The organism is Streptomyces maremycinicus (genome assembly GCF_001184025.1).
Taxonomy (GTDB): Bacteria; Actinomycetota; Actinomycetes; order Streptomycetales; family Streptomycetaceae; genus Streptomyces; species Streptomyces maremycinicus.
Genome location: NZ_BBYG01000015.1, coordinates 451,604 through 470,603, shown reverse-complemented (window position 1 = coordinate 470,603; position 19,000 = coordinate 451,604). Strand labels below are relative to the sequence as shown.

Below are 19,000 nucleotides of genomic sequence, written 5' to 3'. Positions count from 1 at the left end.
GCGCCGCGCGACGTGTGGCGTGGGGCCTGCATCGTGTGATGTGCGGCGCGTTGAGCGAACGGGCGGGTGAAATGTCCGTAACGCACTTTTCTGGCGGGGTGTGTGACGGTGCGATACGGGAGCAACCGCCCGCGGTGTCGGACCCGGCCGTTAGTCTCGTGAATCATGAGGCTCCTGCACACTTCCGACTGGCATCTCGGCCGGGCGTTCCACCGGGTGAACATGCTCGGTGCCCAGGCCGAGTTCATCGGTCACCTCGTCGCGACCGTGCGTGAGCGCGAGGTCGACGCGGTGGTCGTGTCGGGAGACGTGTACGACCGCGCGGTGCCCCCGCTCGCCGCGGTCGAGCTGTTCGACGACGCCCTGCACCGGCTCGCCGACCTCGGGGTGCCCACGGTGATGATCTCCGGGAACCACGACTCGGCCCGCCGGCTCGGGGTCGGCGCCGGACTCATCGGACGCGCGGGCATCCACCTGCGCACGGACCCGGCGGCGGCGGGGACCCCGGTGATCATCGAGGACGCCTTCGGCGAGGTCGCCTTCTACGGCCTGCCCTACCTCGAACCCGCCCTGGTCAAGGACGAGTTCGGTGTGGAGAAGGCCGGCCACGAGAGCGTGCTGGCCGCCGCGATGGACCGGGTCCGCGCCGACCTCGCCGCCCGCGCGCGCGGGACGCGTTCCGTCGTCCTCGCCCATGCCTTCGTCACCGGCGGCGAGCCCAGCGACAGCGAGCGGGACATCACCGTCGGCGGGGTGGCCTCGGTGCCCGCCGGGGTCTTCGACGGCGTCGACTACACCGCCCTGGGCCATCTGCACGGCTGCCAGACCATCACCGAGCGCGTGCGCTACTCCGGCTCCCCGCTGCCGTACTCCTTCTCGGAGAGCGCGCACCGCAAGACCATGTGGCTCGTCGACCTCGACGCCGACGGGCGGCTCGACGCCGAGCGGATCGACTGCCCGGTGCCGCGCGCCCTCGCCCGGGTCCGCGGCCCCCTGGAGGAGCTGCTCGCCGACCCCGCCCTCACCCGCCACGAGGAGGCGTGGGTCGAGGCGACGCTCACCGACCCCGTCCGCCCGGCCGACCCGATGGCCCGGCTCACCCGGCGCTTCCCGCACACGCTCAGCCTCGTCTTCGCCCCCGAACGCGCACCCGACGACCCCGACGTGTCGTACGCCCGGCGCCTCGCCGACCGCAGCGACCAGGAGATCGCCGAGGACTTCGTGGCCCATGTGCGCGGCGCCGGCCCCGACGCGCGCGAGCAGGGCGTCCTGCGCGACGCCTTCGACGCGGTGCGCGCGGACGACGCGGAACGGGAGGTGGCGCGGTGAGGCTGCACCGGCTCGGCCTGACGGCCTTCGGCCCCTTCGGCGCCCCGCAGAGCGTCGACTTCGACGAGCTCTCCGCCGCCGGCATCTTCCTGCTGCACGGCCCGACGGGCGCCGGCAAGACCTCCGTCCTGGACGCCGTCTGCTACGCGCTGTACGGCTCCGTACCCGGCGCCCGGCAGAGCGGCCAGGGACTCACCCTGCGCAGCGACCACGCGGCGCCCGGCACCCGCACCGAGGTCACCCTCGAACTCACCGTCGCGGGACGGCGGCTGGAGGTCACCCGGCAGCCGCCCTGGGAGCGCCCCAAGAAACGCGGCACGGGCACCACCGTCGAGAAGGCGCAGAGCTGGCTGCGCGAGTACGACGCGGCCGCCGGCGCCTGGAAGGACCTCAGCCGCTCGCACCAGGAGATCGGCGAGGAGATCACCCAGCTGCTCGGCATGAGCCGCGAGCAGTTCTGCCAGGTCGTGCTGCTGCCTCAGGGCGACTTCGCCCGTTTCCTGCGGGCCGACGCCGAGGCGCGCGGCCGGCTCCTCGGCCGGCTCTTCGACACCCGGCGGTTCGCCGAGGTGGAGAAGCGGCTCGTCGAGCGCCGCCGCCTCATCGAGGCACGCGTGCGGGAGGGCGACTCCGCGCTGCTCGCCGACGCGCACCGGATGCAGCAGGTCGCCGGGGACGCCATGGAGCTGCCCGAGTTCGCCCCGGGGGAGCCGGGGCTCGCCGAGGCCGTGCTGGCCGCGGCCGCCGTCGCCCGCAGCACCTCCCGTGAGCTGCTGACGACCGCCCACTGCGGCCGCCTCGCCGCCGAGTCCGCGCAGGCCGCCGCCGAACGCTCCCTGGCGGACGTACGCGAACGCGCGCGGCTCCAGCGACGGTTCGCCGACGCGCGCGAGCGGGCCGCCGTACTGGAGGAGCGGGCCGGTGACCACCGGGACGCGCAGACGCGGATGGAGCGGGCCCGCAAGGCCGAGTCGGTGGCCCCGGCGCTGGAGCTGCGCGAGGCCGCCGACACCGAGCACACCAGAGCGTCCGCGCGAGCGGCACACGCGCGGGACCTGCTGCCCCGGCGGTTCGCGGACGCCGGAGCCGCCGGGCTCGCCGCCGCCGCGCGCCGGGCCGCCGAGGAACTGGGCGGGCTGGAGTCCGCCCGCCGGGGCGAGCGACGGCTGGCCGCACTCGTGGCCGAGCGGGCCGACCTGGACCGGCGGGAGCGCGACGACGAGGACGTCCTGACGGAGACGGAGGCCTGGCTCGCCGACTGGGACACCGTCCGCGCGGGTCTCCGGGCCCGGATCGAGGCCGCCCAGGAGGCCGCCGCCCGCGCCGAACAGCTAGACGGTCGGCGCGAGCCCATGCAGCGGCGGCTGAAGGCGGCCCGGCTGCGCGACGAACTGGCCCGCGACCTGGAGGCCGCCCGGCGCAGGGCCCTCGCCTCCGGCGAGCAGGCGCAGTCGGCCCGCGCGCACTGGCTCGACCTCAAGGAGCAGCGGCTGAACGGCATCGCCGCCGAACTGGCCGCCACCCTCGCCGACGGGACACCGTGCGCCGTCTGCGGCGCCACCGAACACCCCGCGCCCGCCCGCAAGGTAGCCGGACACGTCGACCGTGAGAGCGAGGAACGGGCGCTCACCGCCTCCCGGCAGGCGGAGGAACGGCACGCCGGGGACGAACGCGATCTGGGCCTCGTGAGGGAGGCGCTCGCCGCCGCCACCGCCGAGGCCGGCGACACCCCCACCGACCGGCTCGCCGCCGAGGCCCAGGAGGGCGAGGAGAGCTACGCGCGGGCGCGCCGCGAGGCCTCCGCGCTGCACCCCGCGCGCGAAGAGCTGCGCCGGGCCGAGCAGGAGCACGAGCGCCGCACGGCCGCGCAGCGCGAGGCCGCGGTGCGGACCGCGTCCCGGGTGGGCCACCGGGAGCGCCTGGACAGCGAGCGGACCGCCCTGGAAGAGGAGTTGACGCAGGCCAGGGGGACCGCAGAGAGCGTCGCCGCGCGGGCCGCCGAACTGGAGAAGCTGGCGGCGCGGCTCACCGACGCGGCCGACACCGCCCGCGTCGCCGAGGAGAGCGCCGAGCGTCTCAAGGCCGCCGACGGACGCCTCGACGAAGCCGCCTTCCGGGCCGGCTTCGACACCCCGCGGGCCGCCGCCGACGCCCTCCTCGACGACACCGCCCACCGTGAGCTCCAGCGGCGGCTGGACGCCCGGCAGGCCGAGGAGGCCGCCGTCCGGGCCGTCCTCGCCGAACCCGACACCGTGGCGGCGGCCCAGCGGCCGCCCGCCGACCTCACGGCCGCGGAACGGGCGGCGGCCGCCGCGGCCGAGCGACTGCGCACGGCCGCCTCCGCCCAGGACGCGGCCGCCCGGCGCTGCGCCGAACTCGACCAGCTCTCCGCGCGCGCGGAGAGCGGCGTACGCCGGCTCGGGCCCCTGCGTGAGGAGTACGACCGGGTGGCCCGGCTGGCCGCTCTCACCGCGGGGACCTCCGCCGACAACGAGCGCAAGATGCGCCTGGAGGCGTACGTCCTGGCCGCCCGCCTCGAGCAGGTGGCCGCCGCCGCGACCGTGCGGCTTCAGCGCATGTCCTCGGGGCGCTACACCCTCGTGCACTCCGACGACCGGGCCGGGCGCGGCCGCAGCGGGCTGGGACTGCACGTCGTCGACGCCTGGACCGGGCGCGAGCGGGACACCGCCACGCTGTCGGGCGGCGAGACCTTCTTCGCCTCGCTGGCCCTCGCCCTCGGCCTCGCCGACGTGGTGACCGACGAGGCGGGCGGGGTCCGCCTCGACACCCTCTTCATCGACGAGGGCTTCGGCAGCCTCGACGACCAGACGCTCGACGAGGTCCTCGACGTCCTCGACTCGCTGCGTGAACGCGACCGCAGCGTCGGCATCGTCAGCCATGTCGCCGACCTGCGGCGGCGGATCCACGCCCAGCTGGAGGTCGTCAAGGGAAGGACGGGCTCGGTGGTGCGGCAGCGCGGCTACCGGCCCAGCGGTCGCCTGGGCAGCGGCGACGAGTAGACGACACTGGTCGTCACCGAGCCCAGCGCGCCGAGCTTGCCCGACACCTCTTCGAGGTGCCGCATCGAACGGGCGGTGACCTTGATGACGAAGCAGTCGTCGCCCGTCACATGGTGTGCCTCCAGGATCTCGGGCGTGACGGCCACCAGATCGTGGAAGGGCTTGTAGTTGCCGTGGGGGTAGCGCAGCCGCACGAAGGCCAGGATCGGCAGCCCCAGCCGTTCGGGGTCGACCACCGCCGCGTACCCCTGGATGACGCCCGCCTCCTCCAGCCGGCGCACCCGCTCGGTGACGGCGCTCGGCGACATCGCCACGGCACGGGCCAGGTCGGCGAAACTGGCCCGGCCCTCGCGCTGGAGGACCTCGAGAATGCGCCAGTCGGTGGCGTCCGGGGAATACACGGTCATGAGCGAGAGATAGCAGGGGAATCCCCGGCGGAGCAAGGTCCGGGCCGGGGAAATCCCCTTCAGGCAGAGGGGTCGCCGGTCGTAGATTTCAGGTCACCGAGAGCGCACCGTGCGCTCGACCAGAGCACACCGAGAGCACACCCAGAGCTCGACGAGAGCTCGCCGAGAGCTCGCCGAACGTTCGCCGAACGCTGTGACCAGCCGGAACCCCACGGGAGGGCCCCGCGATGACCCCCATGACCCCGCTCACCGCCAGGACCGGCACGGCCGCCGCGACCACGGTCAACTCCGTCCTGCGGGTGGCCCCCGCCGCCCCGGCCGAGGCCGCCGCCCACTTCCGGGCGAGCCTCGCCTTCCACGCCGACGTCTCCGACGTGGCGACCGCCCTCGCCGCAGGCGGCGATCCCGGCTTCGTCCTCCTGGACTCCCGCTCCACCGAGTCCTGGGACCAGGGCCACATCCCGGGCGCCGTCCACCTGCCCACCGCGCTCATCGCCGAGCAGGCCGAGCGGCTCCTCGACCGGGACGTGCCGGTGGTCACCTACTGCTGGGGGCCCGGCTGCAACGGCGCCACCCGTGCCGCCCTCGCGCTCGCCGAACTCGGCTACCGGGTCAAGGAGATGCTCGGAGGGTTCGAGTACTGGGCGCGCGAGGGCTTCGCCTACGAGACCTGGGAGGGCGGCGAGCGGCGCGCCGCCGATCCCCTCACCGCGCCCGTCGACGCGGCGGACTGCGGCTGCTGACCGCCCGGCCCGCAGCCGTGTCTCAGAGCCGCGCCAGCTCGTCCACCAGGTCGTCCAGACCCAGCGAGCCCTGCGAAAGGGCCGCCATGTGCCAGGACTTGAGGTCGAAGGCGTCGCCGTGGCGCTCGCGGGCCTTCTCCCGGCCCAGCAGCCAGGCCCGCTCGCCGAGCTTGTAGCCGATCGCCTGGCCGGGCATGGTCAGATAGCGGGTCAGCTCGCTCTCGACGAAGTCCGCGGGACGGCTGCTGTGCCCGCCGAAGAACTCCTGGGCCAGCTCCGGCGTCCAGCGCTCACCCGGGTGGAAGGGCGAGTCCGCCGGGATCTCCAGCTCCAGGTGCATGCCGATGTCGACGATCACCCGGACCGCCCGCATCATCTGCGCGTCCAGGTAGCCGAGCCGCTGCTCCGCGTCGGTGAGGAAGCCGAGCTCGTCCATCAGCCGTTCCGCGTACAGCGCCCAGCCCTCGCAGTTGGCGCTGACCATGCCGACGGAGGCCTGGTAGCGGGACAGGTCCCCGGCGATGTGCGCCCACTGCGCCAGCTGGAGGTGATGACCCGGGACGCCCTCGTGGTACCAGGTGGAGACGAGGTCGTAGACCGGGAAGCGGGTCTGCCCCATCGTCGGCAGCCAGGTGCGGCCCGGCCGCGAGAAGTCCTCCGTCGGAGGCGTGTAGTAGGGGGCGGCCGCGCCGCCGGGCGGAGCGATCCTCGACTCCACCTTCCGCACCCGCTCGGCGAGTTCGAAGTGCGTCCCGTCGAGCCGCTCGATCGCCTGGTCCATCAGGCCCTGGAGCCAGTCGCGGACCTCGTCGACACCCTCGATGTGCCGGCCGTGCTCGTCGAGATGGGCCAGCGCCACCCAGGGTGTCTCCGCGCCCGGCAGGATCCTCTCGGCCTCCTTGCGCATCTCGGCGAGCAGCCGGTGGTACTCCGCCCAGCCGTACGCGTACGCCTCGTCGAGATCGAGGACGGTGCCGTTGAAGTAGCGTGCCGCGCGGGCGTACCGCTCGCGGCCGACGGTCTCCGGGGCGCCTTCGATCGTCGGCGCGTACACGTCGCGCATCCAGTCCCGCAGCTCCACGACGGCCGCGGTCGCGGTGCGCGCGGCCTCGTCCAGCTCCGCGCGCAGCGCGTCGGGACCGGTGGACACGAAGTCCTCGAACCAGCCGCGGCCCGCGCCGTCCGTGTCCGACCACTCGCCGAGCTGTCCGACGAAGGTGGCGGTCGGCCGCGGCGCCGCGAACAGCTTGCGCTCCAGACCCAGCGCCAGGGACTCCCGGTAACCCGCGAGGGCGGCCGGCACCCCGCGCAGCCGCTCGGCGACCGCGGCCCAGTCCGCGTCGGTCTCGGTGGGGGTCACGGTGAACACCTCGCGCACGTGATGCGGGGGTGTGGCCATGTTGCCCACGCTGCGCAGGCCCTCATGGGTCTCGAGCACACCGAGTTCCGCGGTCAGGCGCTCGCGCAGCAGACGCGCGCACCGGCGCTCGATGTCACTGTCCGCGCCGGGCCTGCGCTCCGCCTCGTCCAGCGCGGCCAGGGTGTCCCGCGCGAGCCGCGCGAGCGCCTCCTGACCGGCGGGCGAGTAGTCGGGCAGACGGCTCGAACTCTCCTGCACGCCGAGATAGGTACCGGTCACCGGGTCGAGGGCGATGAGGTCGTCGACGTACGCGTCGGCTACCTCACGGGGAAGCGGGCTGCTGGTCTGTGACATGGGCTCCATCCTCGTACGAGGCGACGGGGCACGTCACGCGGTTTGTCCCGAAGTCGTCGCCGGCAGCAGGGGCCCGCAGTCCCACTGCTGGAATATCAGCCGCGTCTCGACCCGGGCCACCTCCCGCCGCGAGGTGAACTCGTCGAGCACCAGCCGCTGGAGATCCGCCATGTCCGTGACGGCGACATGGACGAGATAGTCGTCGGGTCCGGTGAGATGGAAGACGGTGAGGGCCTCCGGGAGCCCCCTGATCCGCTCCACGAACGGCCCCACCAGCTCCCGTCGGTGCGGCCTGACCTGCACCGACAGCAGCGCCTGGAGGCCACGCCCCAGTTTGGCCGGATCGAGGCGCAGCTGATGACCGAGGATCACGCCGGAGCGGCGCAGCCGGGTCACCCGGTCCAGACAGGTCGACGGCGCGACGCCGACCTGCGCCGCCAGGTCGCGGTAGGTGGTCCGGGCGTCGTTCTGGAGCAGCCGCAGCAGCTGGAGATCGACCGGGTCCAGTACGACGGATTCAGCCATGGGCCGAACGTAACACGGTGTTCGCACACGGCATCCCGTCCGATGTTCACCCTGCCGTCCATGGACTCAGCCGCAGCGAGCACGCACGCGTACGACGACGTACGCCGACCCGCGTCGAGAGCGCCCCGCGCACTGGCCACCGAGGCCGTGCACGCCGGGCGGGACGACCTGGCCCGGCAGGGCCTGCACGCCCCGCCGATCGACCTGTCCACCACCTATCCCTCGTTCGACAGCCGCGCCGAGGCCGCCCGCATCGACGCGTTCGCCACCACGGGCGCCGAGCCCGAGGGCCCGCCCGTGTACGGCCGGCTGGGCAATCCGACGGTCGCCCGGTTCGAGACGGCCCTCGCCCGCCTCGAGGGGACCGGCGGCGCGGTCGCGTTCGCGAGCGGGATGGCGGCACTGAGCGCGGTGCTGCTCGCGCGCGCCGCGGCGGGGCTGCGGCACGTCGTCGCCGTCCGCCCCCTGTACGGGTGCAGCGACCACCTGCTGACCGCCGGGCTGCTCGGCTCGGAGGTCACCTGGACCGACCCGGCCGGGATCGCGGACGCGCTGCGCCCGGACACCGGTCTCGTGATGGTGGAGTCGCCGGCCAACCCGACGCTCGCCGAGGTCGACCTGCGGGCCGTCGCGCATTCGTGCGGCTCGGTCCCGCTGCTCGCCGACAACACCTTCGCGACGCCGGTGCTCCAGCGCCCCGCCGAGCTGGGCGCGCGGCTCGTCCTGCACAGCGCCACCAAGTACCTGGGCGGCCACGGGGACGTGCTGGGCGGCGTGGTGGCCTGCGACGAGGAGTTCGCCGGAGTGCTCCGGCAGATACGGTTCGCCACCGGTGGCGTCCTGCATCCGCTGGCCGGCTATCTGCTGCTGCGGGGCCTGTCGACGCTCCCGGTGCGGGTCAGGGCGGCCTCCGCGACCGCCGCCGACCTGGCCCGGCGGCTGGCCGCCGACCCGCGGGTGGCCCGCGTCCACTATCCGCGCATCGGCGGCGCGATGATCGCCTTCGAGGTTCACGGCGACCCGCACGAGGTGATCGCGGGGGTCCGGCTGATCACCCCGGCCGTCAGCCTGGGCAGCGTCGACACCCTCATCCAGCACCCGGCGTCGATCAGTCACCGCATCGTGGACGAGCGGGAGCGCCGGGGCGCGGGCGTGAGCGACCGGCTGCTGCGGCTCTCGGTGGGCCTGGAGGACGTCGAGGACCTGTGGGAGGACCTGCGCGGGGCGCTCGGCGCCGACACCATGGCCGCCCCGGCCGGTCAGAAGGCTGCCGTTCAGGGGGCTGCCGTCGGGTGACCGCCGGGAGCGGATCAGGGCCGCCGGGCCCGGACGGAGGTGCCCGACGCGGACGGCGGTCCGACGCGGACGGCCCGGCGGCGCAGTACCGCCGGGGCCGTCCGGCCCGCTCGCATCCGCGTCGCCGCGACGCGTGGGTCAGTCGCGCGAGACGCGCTCCTCCCGGCGCCCGGAGCCGGCCCGGGCCCGGACCGCCGCGCCGTCCAGCCGTGCGGTGATGACCAGGGTGCCCTCCTCGATCTGGTAGTCGAGGGGCAGGTCGAGGCCGCGCATGGCGGCCACCATCCCGGTGTTGGAGGCCTGCGTCACGGCGTAGACGCTCTCGCAGCCCGCCTCGACGGCCATCGCCACCAGCCTGCCGAGCAGTTCGGCCCCGATGCCGCGCCGCTGCCACTGGTCCTCGACCAGCAGGGCGACCTCCGTCTCGTCGCCGTCCCACAGCAGGTGCCCGAGGCCGACGACGCGCCCCGAGGGTGTTCGCACGGCAAGAGTGCGGCCGAAGCGGGGGCTGAGCAGGTGCCTGAGGTAGCGGTCGGCGTCGCCGACGGGCCCGTGGTAGCGCATCCCGAGCGTGCGCGAGGAGCACCGCTCGTGCATCGCCTTGGCCGCCGCCAGGTCACCGATGTCGGCCCGGCGCACGGTGATGGCGTTGCCCTCGGGCAGGGTCAGCACGTCCTGGCCGCGCGGCACCCGCGGACCGAGCCGGGCGTCCAGCTCCACCAGCGCCCGCGCGCGGGCGAACTCGGTCGGGGTGAACGGCAGGTACGGCCGCTCCACGGTGATCACTCCGCCTTCCGGCGCCCGCAGGCGCATCACGGTCTCCTCCAGTACGCCTTCCACGGGCACGCCCTCAGGTCCCCGGCCGCTCCCGCCCGGTGCGGCGGGGAGTGAACGGATCGTGCAGCGTCCCAGCAACTGACGTAGCGCCAAGGGTAGTTCAGCCGCGTCCAGGGCGGTGCGGGTGGCCAGGCCGAGGACCCGGGTCGGCGCGTCCACCAGGTCGTGGGCGTCGGCCCGCTCGATCCAGGTACCGCTGCCGCCCGCCAGTGCCACGGCCCGGGTGATCTCGGCCGCCGCCAGGGCGCCGGGGGCACGCAGCAGGAACTCGTCCACGGTGTGCTCGCCCAGCGGGTGGGTCTGGAGGCTCAGGATGTCCACCCGGTGGCCGGCGAGCGCCGCGCAGAGCGCCGCCAGCGACCCCGGGGCGTCCTTCACCGTCGTCCGCATCCGCCACAGGGCGCTCTCCTCGGCGACGCCGGAGGGGAGTTCGGACGGCCCGGCCTGCGTCTCGTGGGAAGGCGGCCGGGCGTCGGTATCGCCTGTGGGCGGCGCGTGACCGTGGCGCCGTGACCACCAGGTGTGGAAGCCGGCGGTGGCGACGAGCAGGGCCGCCGAGACGGTCAGCAGTACCGGACCGTCGGGACCGTGGCCCACCAGGTTCGCCACCCCGTCGGCCGCCGCGACGGCGGTGAACAGCGCGGCGAGCTCCACCACGTCCCGTCGCCAGTGGTGCACGGGGCGTCCGCGTTTCGCACGCGTCACATCGAAGGAGTCTCGAGTCATGCAGCCACTGTGGAGGAACGGTGTTGCGTGATCACGAACTGTTTGTGACTGATGGGTAAAGGTTCCCAATGCCCGTTTTGTTAATTCTTCTACCTTCACGCCGTGCACGAAGGCCGCACGGAGGCCGCAGGAAAGTGGCACGAAAGCGGCACGGCCGTGCCGCGCACCGGGGGATGACGCCGGTGCGCGGCACGCGTCCGAGGGTACGGGACGGCGGACTACTGGCCGACCCGTCCCGGCTGGAGGACCTTCGTGAACAGCACGGTCCCGTCCTGCTCGCGCAGACGCACCGTCAACTCCCCGCTGCCGCCGTCGATGTCGACCTCGCCGAAGAACTGGTAGCCGCCGGCGGGCGAGACGTTCGAGGCGGTCGGCGCCTTCACGAACACCCGCTCCGGACCGAACGTGTCGTCCAGCGCGCTGGCCGGGAAGGCTCCCGCGTTCAGCGGTCCGGAGACGAACTCCCAGAACGGCTCGAAGTCGCCGAACGCGGCCCGCGAGGGCTGGTAGTGCTGCGCCGAGGTGTGGTGCACGTCGGCCGTCAGCCACACGGTGCCGGTGATCCGCCGGTGCTTGATGTACCGCAGCAGCTCGGCGATCTGGAGCTCGCGGCCCAGCGGCGCGCCCGGGTCGCCCTGCGCGACGGCCTCGATGTTCGCCCTGCCCTCGGTGGTGTCGGGGACCACCAGTCCGAGCGGCATGTCGGCGGCGATCACCTTCCACACCGCGCGCGACCGGGAGAGCTCCCGCTTCAGCCACTCCAGCTGCTCGGCGCCGAGGATGCCCTGCGGGTCCACGGTCTGGTCGTCCGGCGAGTTGGCGTTGCGGTACGTCCGCATGTCCAGCACGAACACGTCCAGCAGCGGCCCGTGGCGCACGACCCGGTGCACCCGGCCCTCCTCGGCGCCGGGACGCAGGGTCGAGATCGGGAAGTACTCGCTGAACGCCCTGCGGGCGCGCCCCGCGAGCACGTCGACGCTCTTCTCCGTGTACCGGGCGTCGGTGTCGGCGATCACCTCGCCCGGGTACCAGTTGTTGCGGACCTCGTGGTCGTCCCACTGGATGACGGACGGCACCTGCGCGTTGAAGCGGCGCAGGTTCTCGTCGAGCAGGTTGTAGCGGAAGTTGCCGCGGAACTCGGCGAGGGTCTCGGCGACCTTGGACTTCTCCTCGGTGGTGACGTTGCGCCAGAGGGTGCCGTCGGGCAGTGCCTGGGTCGCCGTGAGCGGGCCGTCGGCGTAGATGTTGTCACCGCTGCACAGGAAGAAGTCGGGGTCGAGCCTCGCCATCGCGTCGTAGATGCGGTAACCGCCCAGCTCGGGGTTGATGCCCCAGCCCTGGCCCGCGAGGTCCCCGGACCACAGGAAGCGCACCCCGTGCCGACGCTTCGGCGACACGGTGCGGAAGGTACCGGCCACCGGCTCCCCGGTGCGCCGCGGGTCGTCCGGGTCGGCCAGCAGCACGCGGTAGTGGATCTGCTCGCCGGCCGGCAGACCGTGCAGCCGGGTCGTGCCGGTGAAGTCCGTGCCGGAGCCGAGCAGCGGTCCGTGCCAGCGGCGGGCGCCCCGGAACGACTCGGTGGCCGCGGTCTCGACGATCATCCGCGCCGGACGGTCCGAGCGCACCCACACCAGACCGGAGTCGGAGGTCACGTCCCCGGTCTGCACACCCCAGCCCGCCCCGGGACGCCCGGACAGCGCGAAGGCGGGGGCCGCGCCGACGGCGGCGGGCAGGGTCAGGGCCGCGGAAGCGGCGAGCGAGCCGCGCAGGACGCTGCGGCGCCCGGGGAACGGACTGGGTGACATGGAAGGGCCTCCAGGGGCGGGAACCGGCCGGTGTGCACAGCCACAACTACTGGTGCGCCGCAGCGCGCACGGAAACCACAAGTGAACAACTGGCCGCGCACTCCACCGGATCCGACGCGCGCGGCCCGTGCCACCCGCCCACGTCACCCACCCCCGTGCCACCCGCCCACGTCACCCACCCCCGTGCCGCCCGCCCATCTCACGCGCCCGCGACGGCCTCCGCCATCAGACGTACGCCGTCCCTGATCCGCGCGGGCGGCAGTTGCGCGTAGCCGAGGACGAGACGCGGGCGGGTGTCCCCGCCCACCCTCGCGTGCGCGTATTCCGCCAGCGGCCGCACCGCCACCCCGGCCGCGGCCGCCCGCGCGAGGAACCGCTCCTGCGGCCCGTACCGCCCCGGGAACTCGGCGATGACATGCAGACCCGCCGCGATCCCGGACACCCGCGCCCCGGGGAAGTGCTCCCCGAGCGCCTCCACCAGGGCGTCCCGGCGTTCCCGGTAGGCCCGCTGGCAGCGGCGCAGCTGACGGTCGTAGTCGCCGCGCTCCACGAACCGGGCGAACAGCGCCTGGTCGAGGGTGGGATGGCCGAGGTCCATCGTCCGCTTGCGTTCGACGACGTCCTCCGCCAGCGCCTCGGGAACCAGCAGCCAGCCGAGCCGCAGCCCCGGGGCCAGCGACTTGCTGACCGACCCGGTGTAGGCCACCCGCTCGGGGTCCAGGCCCTGGAGCGCGCCCACGGGAGCGCGGTCGTAACGAAAGTCGCCGTCGTAGTCGTCCTCGACGACGAAGCCGTCCACCGACCGGGCCCAGTCGAGCAGTTCGGCGCGCCGCCGCGCGGAGTAGGCGATCCCCGTGGGGAATTGATGCGCGGGCGTCGTCACCACCGCCCGCACCCCGGACGACCTCAGAGGCTCCACGGCCAGCCCCTCGTCGTCGAGCGCCAGCGGAACGGCGGTGACGCCCGCCGCCGCGTACAGGGCGCCGTGCTGCGGGCTCCCCGGATCCTCCACGCCGACGGCGTCCGTCCCGCGCGCGTGCAGCGCGAGCCCCAGCAGCGCCGTCGCCTGGGCCACCCCGGAGACGACGACGAGGCGCTCCGGGTCGGCGACCACGCCCCGGCGGCGGGCGAGCAGTTCGGCGAGCGCGGTGCGCAGCCGGGGCAGTCCGCGCGGGTCGGGGTAGCCGAGTTCGTGATGGGGCAGCCCGGCGAGCACACTCCGCTGCGCGGCGGCCCAGGCGGCGCGCGGGAACAGCGACAGGTCCGGGGTGCCCGGCACGAAGTCGGCCCGGACGCCCGCGGGACGCGGCGCGAGGTCACGCGCGCGTGGCCGGGCCGCCCGCACGGCCCCGCTCACCCACGTTCCCGCGCCACGCCCGCTGCGCAGGTAGCCCTCCGCCGTCAACTGCTCGTACGCCTCCGTCACCAGCCCGCGCGAGACGCCCAGATCAGCGGCCAGGTCCCGGCTCGACGGCAGCCGGGTGCCCCGCGCGAGCCGCCCCGCGCGGACCGCGTCGCGCAGCGCGGCCCGGAGCGCACGGCCCCGCGCGCGCGGCGGGGCGGAGGCGGCCGGGAGCAGCAGCTCCCAGGCCGCCGACCCGGGCTCCGGGCCCGGATTGGTCCCCGATGGCGTCATGGAAGTGGACCTTAACCGGGACCGCCGCCGTTCCTAGCGTCGCCTTCATGAACGCGACCACCCTGCGCGGGTCCCTGCTCGCCGCCCTCGCCTGTCTGCTCGTCGGAGGCTCCTTCACCGCCAACAGCGTCCTCGGCGCCTATCCGTACGCGGGCGGCCAGGCCCTGCGCTACGGCCTCGCCTGGCTGCTGCTCGTGCCCCTGGTGGGGGCGGGGGCCGGGGGTCGGCTGCGCGCGCTCACCCTCCGGCTGTGGCTGCGCCTGGCGCTGCTCGCGGCCGTCGGGATGGTCGGCTTCAACGTGGCCGTGCTGGCCGCCGAACGCTCGGCGGAACCCGCCGTCCCCGGCGTCCTCGTGGGCTGCGCGCCCGTCGTGGTGGCGGTGCTCGTCCCGCTGCTGGCGGGGCGCCGGCCCCGCCGTCCGGTGCTGACCGGGGCGTCGCTGGTCGCCGTCGGCGCGTCCACGGTGCAGGGCTGGGGCCGGACGGACGGCGCGGGCATCGCGTACTCCGTCTGCGCGCTCGCCGGGGAGGTCGGCTTCGCGGTCCTGGCCGTGCCCGTCCTGCGGGTGCTGGGTCCACGGCTGCTGTCCGCCGCGGTGTGCGGGATCGCCGCCGCCGAGGCCGCCGCGAGCGGACTGCTGCTCGACGGCGGCGCGTGGCTGCGGCGCCCGGACGGCGCGGAGGCGGCCGCGCTGCTGTGGCAGGCGGCCGTCGTCACCGTCGTCGGCTTCGTGTGCTGGTACACGGGCATGCAGCGGATCGGCGCGGAGCGCGCCACGCTCTTCTCCGGGCTCATCCCTGTGGCGGCCGCCTGTACCGCCCCCCTCGTCGGAGCGGGCTCCTACGGCCCCGCCCAGGCCGTGGGGAGCGCCCTCGTCGGGGCCGGAGTCGCCCTGGGCGCCGGGGTGTGGCGGCGCGCCCCCGGGACCTCAGCGGCTGCCGTCGAGGATCACCCGCGCGACGAGCGCCGGGTCGTCGTTCATCGGGACGTGACCGCAACCGGGCAGTCGCACCAGGCGGGCGCCGGGGATGACCCGCTTGGCCCGGACGCCCTGGCGGCGCACCAGCAGCCGGTCGCGGGTGCCCCAGCCGACCGTGACAGGCACTCCGGGCAGGTCGTCGGTGAACCGCACCGAGATGCCGGCCCGCAGCGTCTGGTCGAACCCGGTGGCCCGGGCCAGGGCCAGCGTCTCGGCGACCACGGCCTCGGGTGAACGCCGGCTCGGGCGGGCGTAGATGGTGCTGGTGAGGGCCGTACGGCCGGCCGCCGTGCGGGCCATCCGCTCGACGAGGGGCGGCGGCATGCGGCGCGCGAGCCGCCGCATGGTGAGGAGCACGCCGAAGGCGTAGCGCCGCTCGGCCTGTGACCAGAACCCGGCGGGCGACAGGGCGGTGACGGACCGTACGACCTTCTCGCGGCCCAGCTCCAGGGCGAGCAGGCCACCGAGGGAGTTGCCCGCGACATGGGGCCGGTCGAGCTCCAGCGCCTCGCAGAAGGCGGTGAACACGGCGGCCGTCGTGGGCAGGTCGTAGGCCAGCCCGTCCGGCAGCGGCGGGGACACGCCGAAGCCGGGCAGGTCCACGGCGATGACCTCGCGCTCGGTGGCCAGGATGTCCACCACCGGGTCCCAGGCCTGCCGGTGGTGTCCGATGCCGTGCAGCAGGAGCAGCGGTTCGCCCCGGCCCACGCGCGCGTAGGACACGGTGACGGGCACCGGCCCGCTGGGGGAGGGGACCGTGAAGGAGACGGTGGCGGACATCGGGAGCTCCTCGACTGGACGTGACGGGACTGGACTGGACTGGACTGGACCGGACCGCGGACCGACGGCGGACGGGCCGCGGACGGGCCATGCACGGGCCGCGGACGGGCCATGCACGGGCGGCGGACGGGCCGTGGACCGGGAGACGGACCGATCGGACGCTGTAGACAGCTTGTCAGCAACGGCTACCGACGGGTAGCCCCCGGGACGGACCGCGCGTCCCCTCCGTCGCAGGGGCCCTTTGCTGAGCGGACGTTGCCGGAGTGTCACGAAAACGCCCCCGTACGAACGCCCCGTGAACGCTTTTCTGTCGGACGCCTGTCGGCCTCCGGAGGGATCGAGGATTGGTCTTGACCAAGGGTGGGGGCCGCCCTATCGTCGCTGAGAAGTACAACAACCTTTAATAAACAAGGGCGCGAAAAAACGCCGCCGGACCACGGCGATTGCGGAGGACAGGGTGGGGACCACGCAGCTGGAATCGGTACCGGAACCGAAGTACTGGCATCTCAAGACCGTGCTCAGCGAGGCACTCGACTCGGAATTCACCGTCGGCGAGATCCTGCCCAACGAACGTGACCTGGCCGCCCGTTTCGGCGTCGCCCGTGCCACGCTCCGCCAGGCACTGGAGCAGCTCGAACTGGAAGGCCGACTCCAGCGCCGCCGGGGGGTCGGCACCACCGTCGCGCCGCCGCGCATGGGCGTCGCCGTCGGCGGCGACGAGCAGGTCTGGCCGGGCACGGGCGACGACGGCTGGCAGACCGTCGACTGCGCGCTCGCGGCTCCGCCCGCGGTCGTCGCCACCGCCCTGGAGACCCCGCGCGACCGGGCCGTGCACATCGTGCGCCGGTCGCGGGTCTCGCACGGCCAGCCCGTCGCCGCCGAACTGCTCTACGTCCCCGTGACCTCGGTGCCCGACCTCACGGCGATCGACACCCCGTCCGAGGCCGCACGCGCGCGTGCGGTGCTGCGGGAGCTCCAGCGCCTCGAACTGGAGGGCCAGGACCGCGCCGTGGAGCTGGGCTCGGCCCGCGCGGACGACGCCCGGGAACTCGACCGGCTCCCCGGCGCCCCCGTCCTCGTCGTCACCACCCGCTTCTTCGCCGAGGGACGCACCGCGGCGCTCTCCGTCGCGACCTACCGCGCGGACACCTGCCGACTGACGTTCGGCGCGTCCGGCGGCGTGGAGATACACCACGGGCCGGAGCGCCAGGCCTCCTGAACACCCCGGCCACCGCGGACCGGCCGGACGCAGGCTCCCTGAACAGCCTGCGTCCGGCCACCGCGCGGCCCCCGACACCGTGCCCCGCAACCCCACCGGGGCACGACGCGTTCCACCTCTGACGCCTGGTCACGCACGCCTGGTCACGCACGCCTGGTCACGCACGCCTGGTCACGCACGCCCGGTCACGCGCCCGCCGTCACCTCCGCGCCGTCACCTCCGCGCGGTCACCGTGCCCTCGACCGCGAACAGTTGCTCCTCGACATGGTCGAGGGCCAGCCGCAGCGCGCCCGTCGCCACCGCCGCCTCACCGAGCATCGACAGGGCCACCCTCGGCGGGCGCAGGCAGTAGCGCGCCAACTCGTTGCGCAGCGGCTCCAGGACACCGTCCAGACCGGCCGCCCAGCCGCCCACCACGACCAGTTCCGGATCGAGCGCCAGGACCAGCGCGGCCACGTCGTGGACGAGTCGCTGGATGAAGCGGTCCACCGCCGCCCTGGCCTGCTGGTCGCCCTCGCGGGCCTGCGCGAACACCGCGGCGACCGCCTGCTCGTCGAGCGGATGCAGCGGCTCGTCCGTCATCGACAGCAGCGTCTCCGGCGTGACCTCCCGGCCCAGCAGATGCAGCGCGCCGATCTCCCCGGCCGCCCCGCCGTACCCCCGGTGCAGCCGGCCGCCGATCAGCGAGCCGGCACCCGGGCTCAGCCCGGCGAGCACGAAGACGATGTCGTCGGACTCGGTGGCCGACCCCTTCCAGTGCTCGGCCACGGCCGCCGCGTTGGCGTCGTTCTCCACCAGCACCGGGCACTTGAAGGAACGGCTCAGCCGCTCGCCGAGCCGCAGCCCCGTCCACTCCGGCAGCGCGGTGCTCAGCCGCACGGTCCCGTCCGCCTCCACGATCCCGGGCGTGCCGACCCCCACGGCCCGCAGCGAGCTGCGCGGGACGCCCGCCCGGCGCAGCAGCTCGGCGACGGCCGTACGCAGCCGCTCCAGCCGTTCGTCCGCCGGTGCCGCCTCGTCGACCTCCTTGGCCTGCGCGCCCAGCACCCGGCCGTCCAGGTCGGCCAGCAGCGCGGCCACCCGGTGCGAGCCGATCTCCAGGCCCAGCAGATGACCGGCCTCCGCCCGGAACCGGAACCGCCGCGCGGGCCGCCCCTGCCGTCGGGCGATACTCTCGTCGGCCGCCTTCTCGACGACGAGCCCGGCGCCGATGAGGTCCTCGACGACCCCCTCGACGGTCGGCCGGGACAGGCCCGTCACGCGGGTGATCTCCGTGAGCGTCGCGCAGTCCGCGGCACGCAGCGCGTGCAGCACCACCGCGGAATTGATCCTTCGCAGCAGCGAGGGATCCCCGCCGGTCAGCTGCCCCAACGTCCGTCCTTCCAGCTCGTGCGCGTGTTGGGCGGATCGTACTCGGCGCGGCGGACCCCGGCGAGTGTCGAATCCGTACCGCAACCAACGGCCGCGCCCGTCGTCCGCCGGACGGCCGGGGTCGCGGCGCCCGATCCGCGGCCGGGACGGAGTGCTGACGGGCCGCCAATTGTCAGTGGGGGCGGGTTTACTGGACGCCATGGACATCGCGCGCGGCCTCGCCACCGTCGACCTGCTGTGCGTCCGGGAGGTCCCCGAGGAGGGGTATCTCGTCGCCGAGCTGGAGACCAGCCGCGACTTCCACGAGGACGACGGCACCGGGTGGGAGGAGACGGAGGACCAGTACGACGCCGACCGGGACGCTCTGTCGGAGCGGCTGACCGACCGCTGGGGTGCACCTCACCTGGTCAGCCTGGCGAGCACGCTCGAGTCCTCGATGGAGGGGGAGGAGATACCGGAGCCCTGGGCCTCGCTCAGCGCGCACGTGCCGGACCTCCACCTGTGGCGGTTGCCGGGAACGGCACGCTGGATAGCCCTGGGCGTTTCCCAGTGGGACAGGGAACTGCCGTTCCAGCTCCTCCTGGTCGTGACGGAGAACGACCCGCCCTGACC

14 protein-coding genes and 1 pseudogene are annotated in these 19,000 nt (G+C 74.4%); 7 read left to right on the top strand and 8 right to left on the bottom strand.

The features are described 5' to 3' along the window. The first annotated feature begins 165 nt into the window (after nt 1–165). Both AOQ37_RS22840 and AOQ37_RS22835 read left to right on the top strand, forming a co-directional pair. Entirely contained in the window at nt 166–1,329 is a 1,164-nt protein-coding gene (locus tag AOQ37_RS22840; RefSeq protein ID WP_062646460.1) for an exonuclease SbcCD subunit D, read from the top strand. Then, nucleotides 1,326–4,349 (top strand): AAA family ATPase, encoded by a 3,024-nt coding sequence (locus AOQ37_RS22835; RefSeq protein WP_062646459.1) that lies wholly within the window; start codon nt 1,326–1,328, stop codon nt 4,347–4,349. The genes AOQ37_RS22840 and AOQ37_RS22835 overlap by 4 nt, the downstream gene beginning before the upstream one ends. On the opposite strand, the gene AOQ37_RS22830 is transcribed toward AOQ37_RS22835, so the two are convergent. Further along, nucleotides 4,310–4,756, bottom strand: a complete 447-nt coding sequence (locus tag AOQ37_RS22830; protein ID WP_062646458.1) for an Lrp/AsnC family transcriptional regulator — start codon at nt 4,754–4,756, stop codon at nt 4,310–4,312. The two genes, AOQ37_RS22835 and AOQ37_RS22830, sit on opposite strands and share 40 nt — an antisense overlap. A 227-nt stretch (nt 4,757–4,983) precedes the next feature. On the opposite strand from AOQ37_RS22830, the gene AOQ37_RS22825 reads away from it, so the two are divergent. Continuing rightward, nucleotides 4,984–5,499 carry a rhodanese-like domain-containing protein gene (locus tag AOQ37_RS22825; protein ID WP_374701536.1) on the top strand — a complete coding sequence of 172 codons (516 nt, stop codon included), beginning with the start codon at nt 4,984–4,986 and terminating at the stop codon, nt 5,497–5,499. Nucleotides 5,500–5,521: 22 nt separating this feature from the next. On the opposite strand, the gene AOQ37_RS22820 is transcribed toward AOQ37_RS22825, so the two are convergent. After that, the gene (locus tag AOQ37_RS22820) at nt 5,522–7,213 is read right to left on the bottom strand and encodes a DUF885 domain-containing protein (protein ID WP_062646457.1); all 1,692 of its coding nucleotides are present in this window, start codon (nt 7,211–7,213) and stop codon (nt 5,522–5,524) included. A gap of 33 nt (nt 7,214–7,246) precedes the next feature. Next, nucleotides 7,247–7,738, bottom strand: a complete 492-nt coding sequence (locus AOQ37_RS22815; protein WP_062646456.1) for an Lrp/AsnC family transcriptional regulator — start codon at nt 7,736–7,738, stop codon at nt 7,247–7,249. A gap of 60 nt (nt 7,739–7,798) precedes the next feature. On the opposite strand from AOQ37_RS22815, the gene AOQ37_RS22810 reads away from it, so the two are divergent. Next, nucleotides 7,799–9,034, top strand: a complete 1,236-nt coding sequence (locus AOQ37_RS22810) for a trans-sulfuration enzyme family protein (protein WP_062646587.1) — start codon at nt 7,799–7,801, stop codon at nt 9,032–9,034. A 138-nt stretch (nt 9,035–9,172) separates the two neighbouring features. Here the strand turns inward: AOQ37_RS22810 and AOQ37_RS22805 are convergent, their stop codons facing one another. The 3 genes from AOQ37_RS22805 to pdxR form a co-directional block, all read right to left on the bottom strand. Continuing rightward, on the bottom strand, nt 9,173–10,549 hold the full coding sequence (locus AOQ37_RS22805) for a GNAT family N-acetyltransferase (protein WP_062646455.1): 1,377 nt from the start codon (nt 10,547–10,549) through the stop codon (nt 9,173–9,175). Between the two features lie 266 nt (nt 10,550–10,815). Next, on the bottom strand, nt 10,816–12,402 hold the full coding sequence (locus tag AOQ37_RS22800; protein WP_062646454.1) for an alkaline phosphatase D family protein: 1,587 nt from the start codon (nt 12,400–12,402) through the stop codon (nt 10,816–10,818). Nucleotides 12,403–12,601: 199 nt separating this feature from the next. After that, entirely contained in the window at nt 12,602–14,038 is a 1,437-nt protein-coding gene (gene pdxR, locus AOQ37_RS22795; RefSeq protein ID WP_062646453.1) for a MocR-like pyridoxine biosynthesis transcription factor PdxR, read from the bottom strand. Here pdxR and AOQ37_RS38940 point away from each other — a divergent pair. Beyond that, a pseudogene (locus AOQ37_RS38940) lies at nt 14,029–14,922 on the top strand (EamA family transporter); the annotation flags it as partial. The gene pdxR and the pseudogene AOQ37_RS38940 sit on opposite strands and share 10 nt — an antisense overlap. A gap of 45 nt (nt 14,923–14,967) precedes the next feature. Here the strand turns inward: AOQ37_RS38940 and AOQ37_RS22785 are convergent. Next, entirely contained in the window at nt 14,968–15,798 is an 831-nt protein-coding gene (locus AOQ37_RS22785) for an alpha/beta fold hydrolase (protein WP_062646451.1), read from the bottom strand. Between the two features lie 457 nt (nt 15,799–16,255). On the opposite strand from AOQ37_RS22785, the gene AOQ37_RS22780 reads away from it, so the two are divergent. Next, nucleotides 16,256–17,017: a GntR family transcriptional regulator gene (locus tag AOQ37_RS22780; RefSeq protein WP_062646450.1), complete on the top strand. Its 762-nt coding sequence runs from the start codon at nt 16,256–16,258 to the stop codon at nt 17,015–17,017. Nucleotides 17,018–17,230: 213 nt separating this feature from the next. Here AOQ37_RS22780 and AOQ37_RS22775 read toward each other — a convergent pair whose 3' ends face one another. Then, entirely contained in the window at nt 17,231–18,388 is a 1,158-nt protein-coding gene (locus tag AOQ37_RS22775; protein ID WP_062646449.1) for an ROK family transcriptional regulator, read from the bottom strand. 199 nt (nt 18,389–18,587) lie between these two features. Here AOQ37_RS22775 and AOQ37_RS22770 point away from each other — a divergent pair, with 199 nt between their 5' ends. Then, nucleotides 18,588–18,998: a hypothetical protein gene (locus AOQ37_RS22770; RefSeq protein WP_062646586.1), complete on the top strand. Its 411-nt coding sequence runs from the start codon at nt 18,588–18,590 to the stop codon at nt 18,996–18,998. Nucleotides 18,999–19,000: the final 2 nt, after the last annotated feature.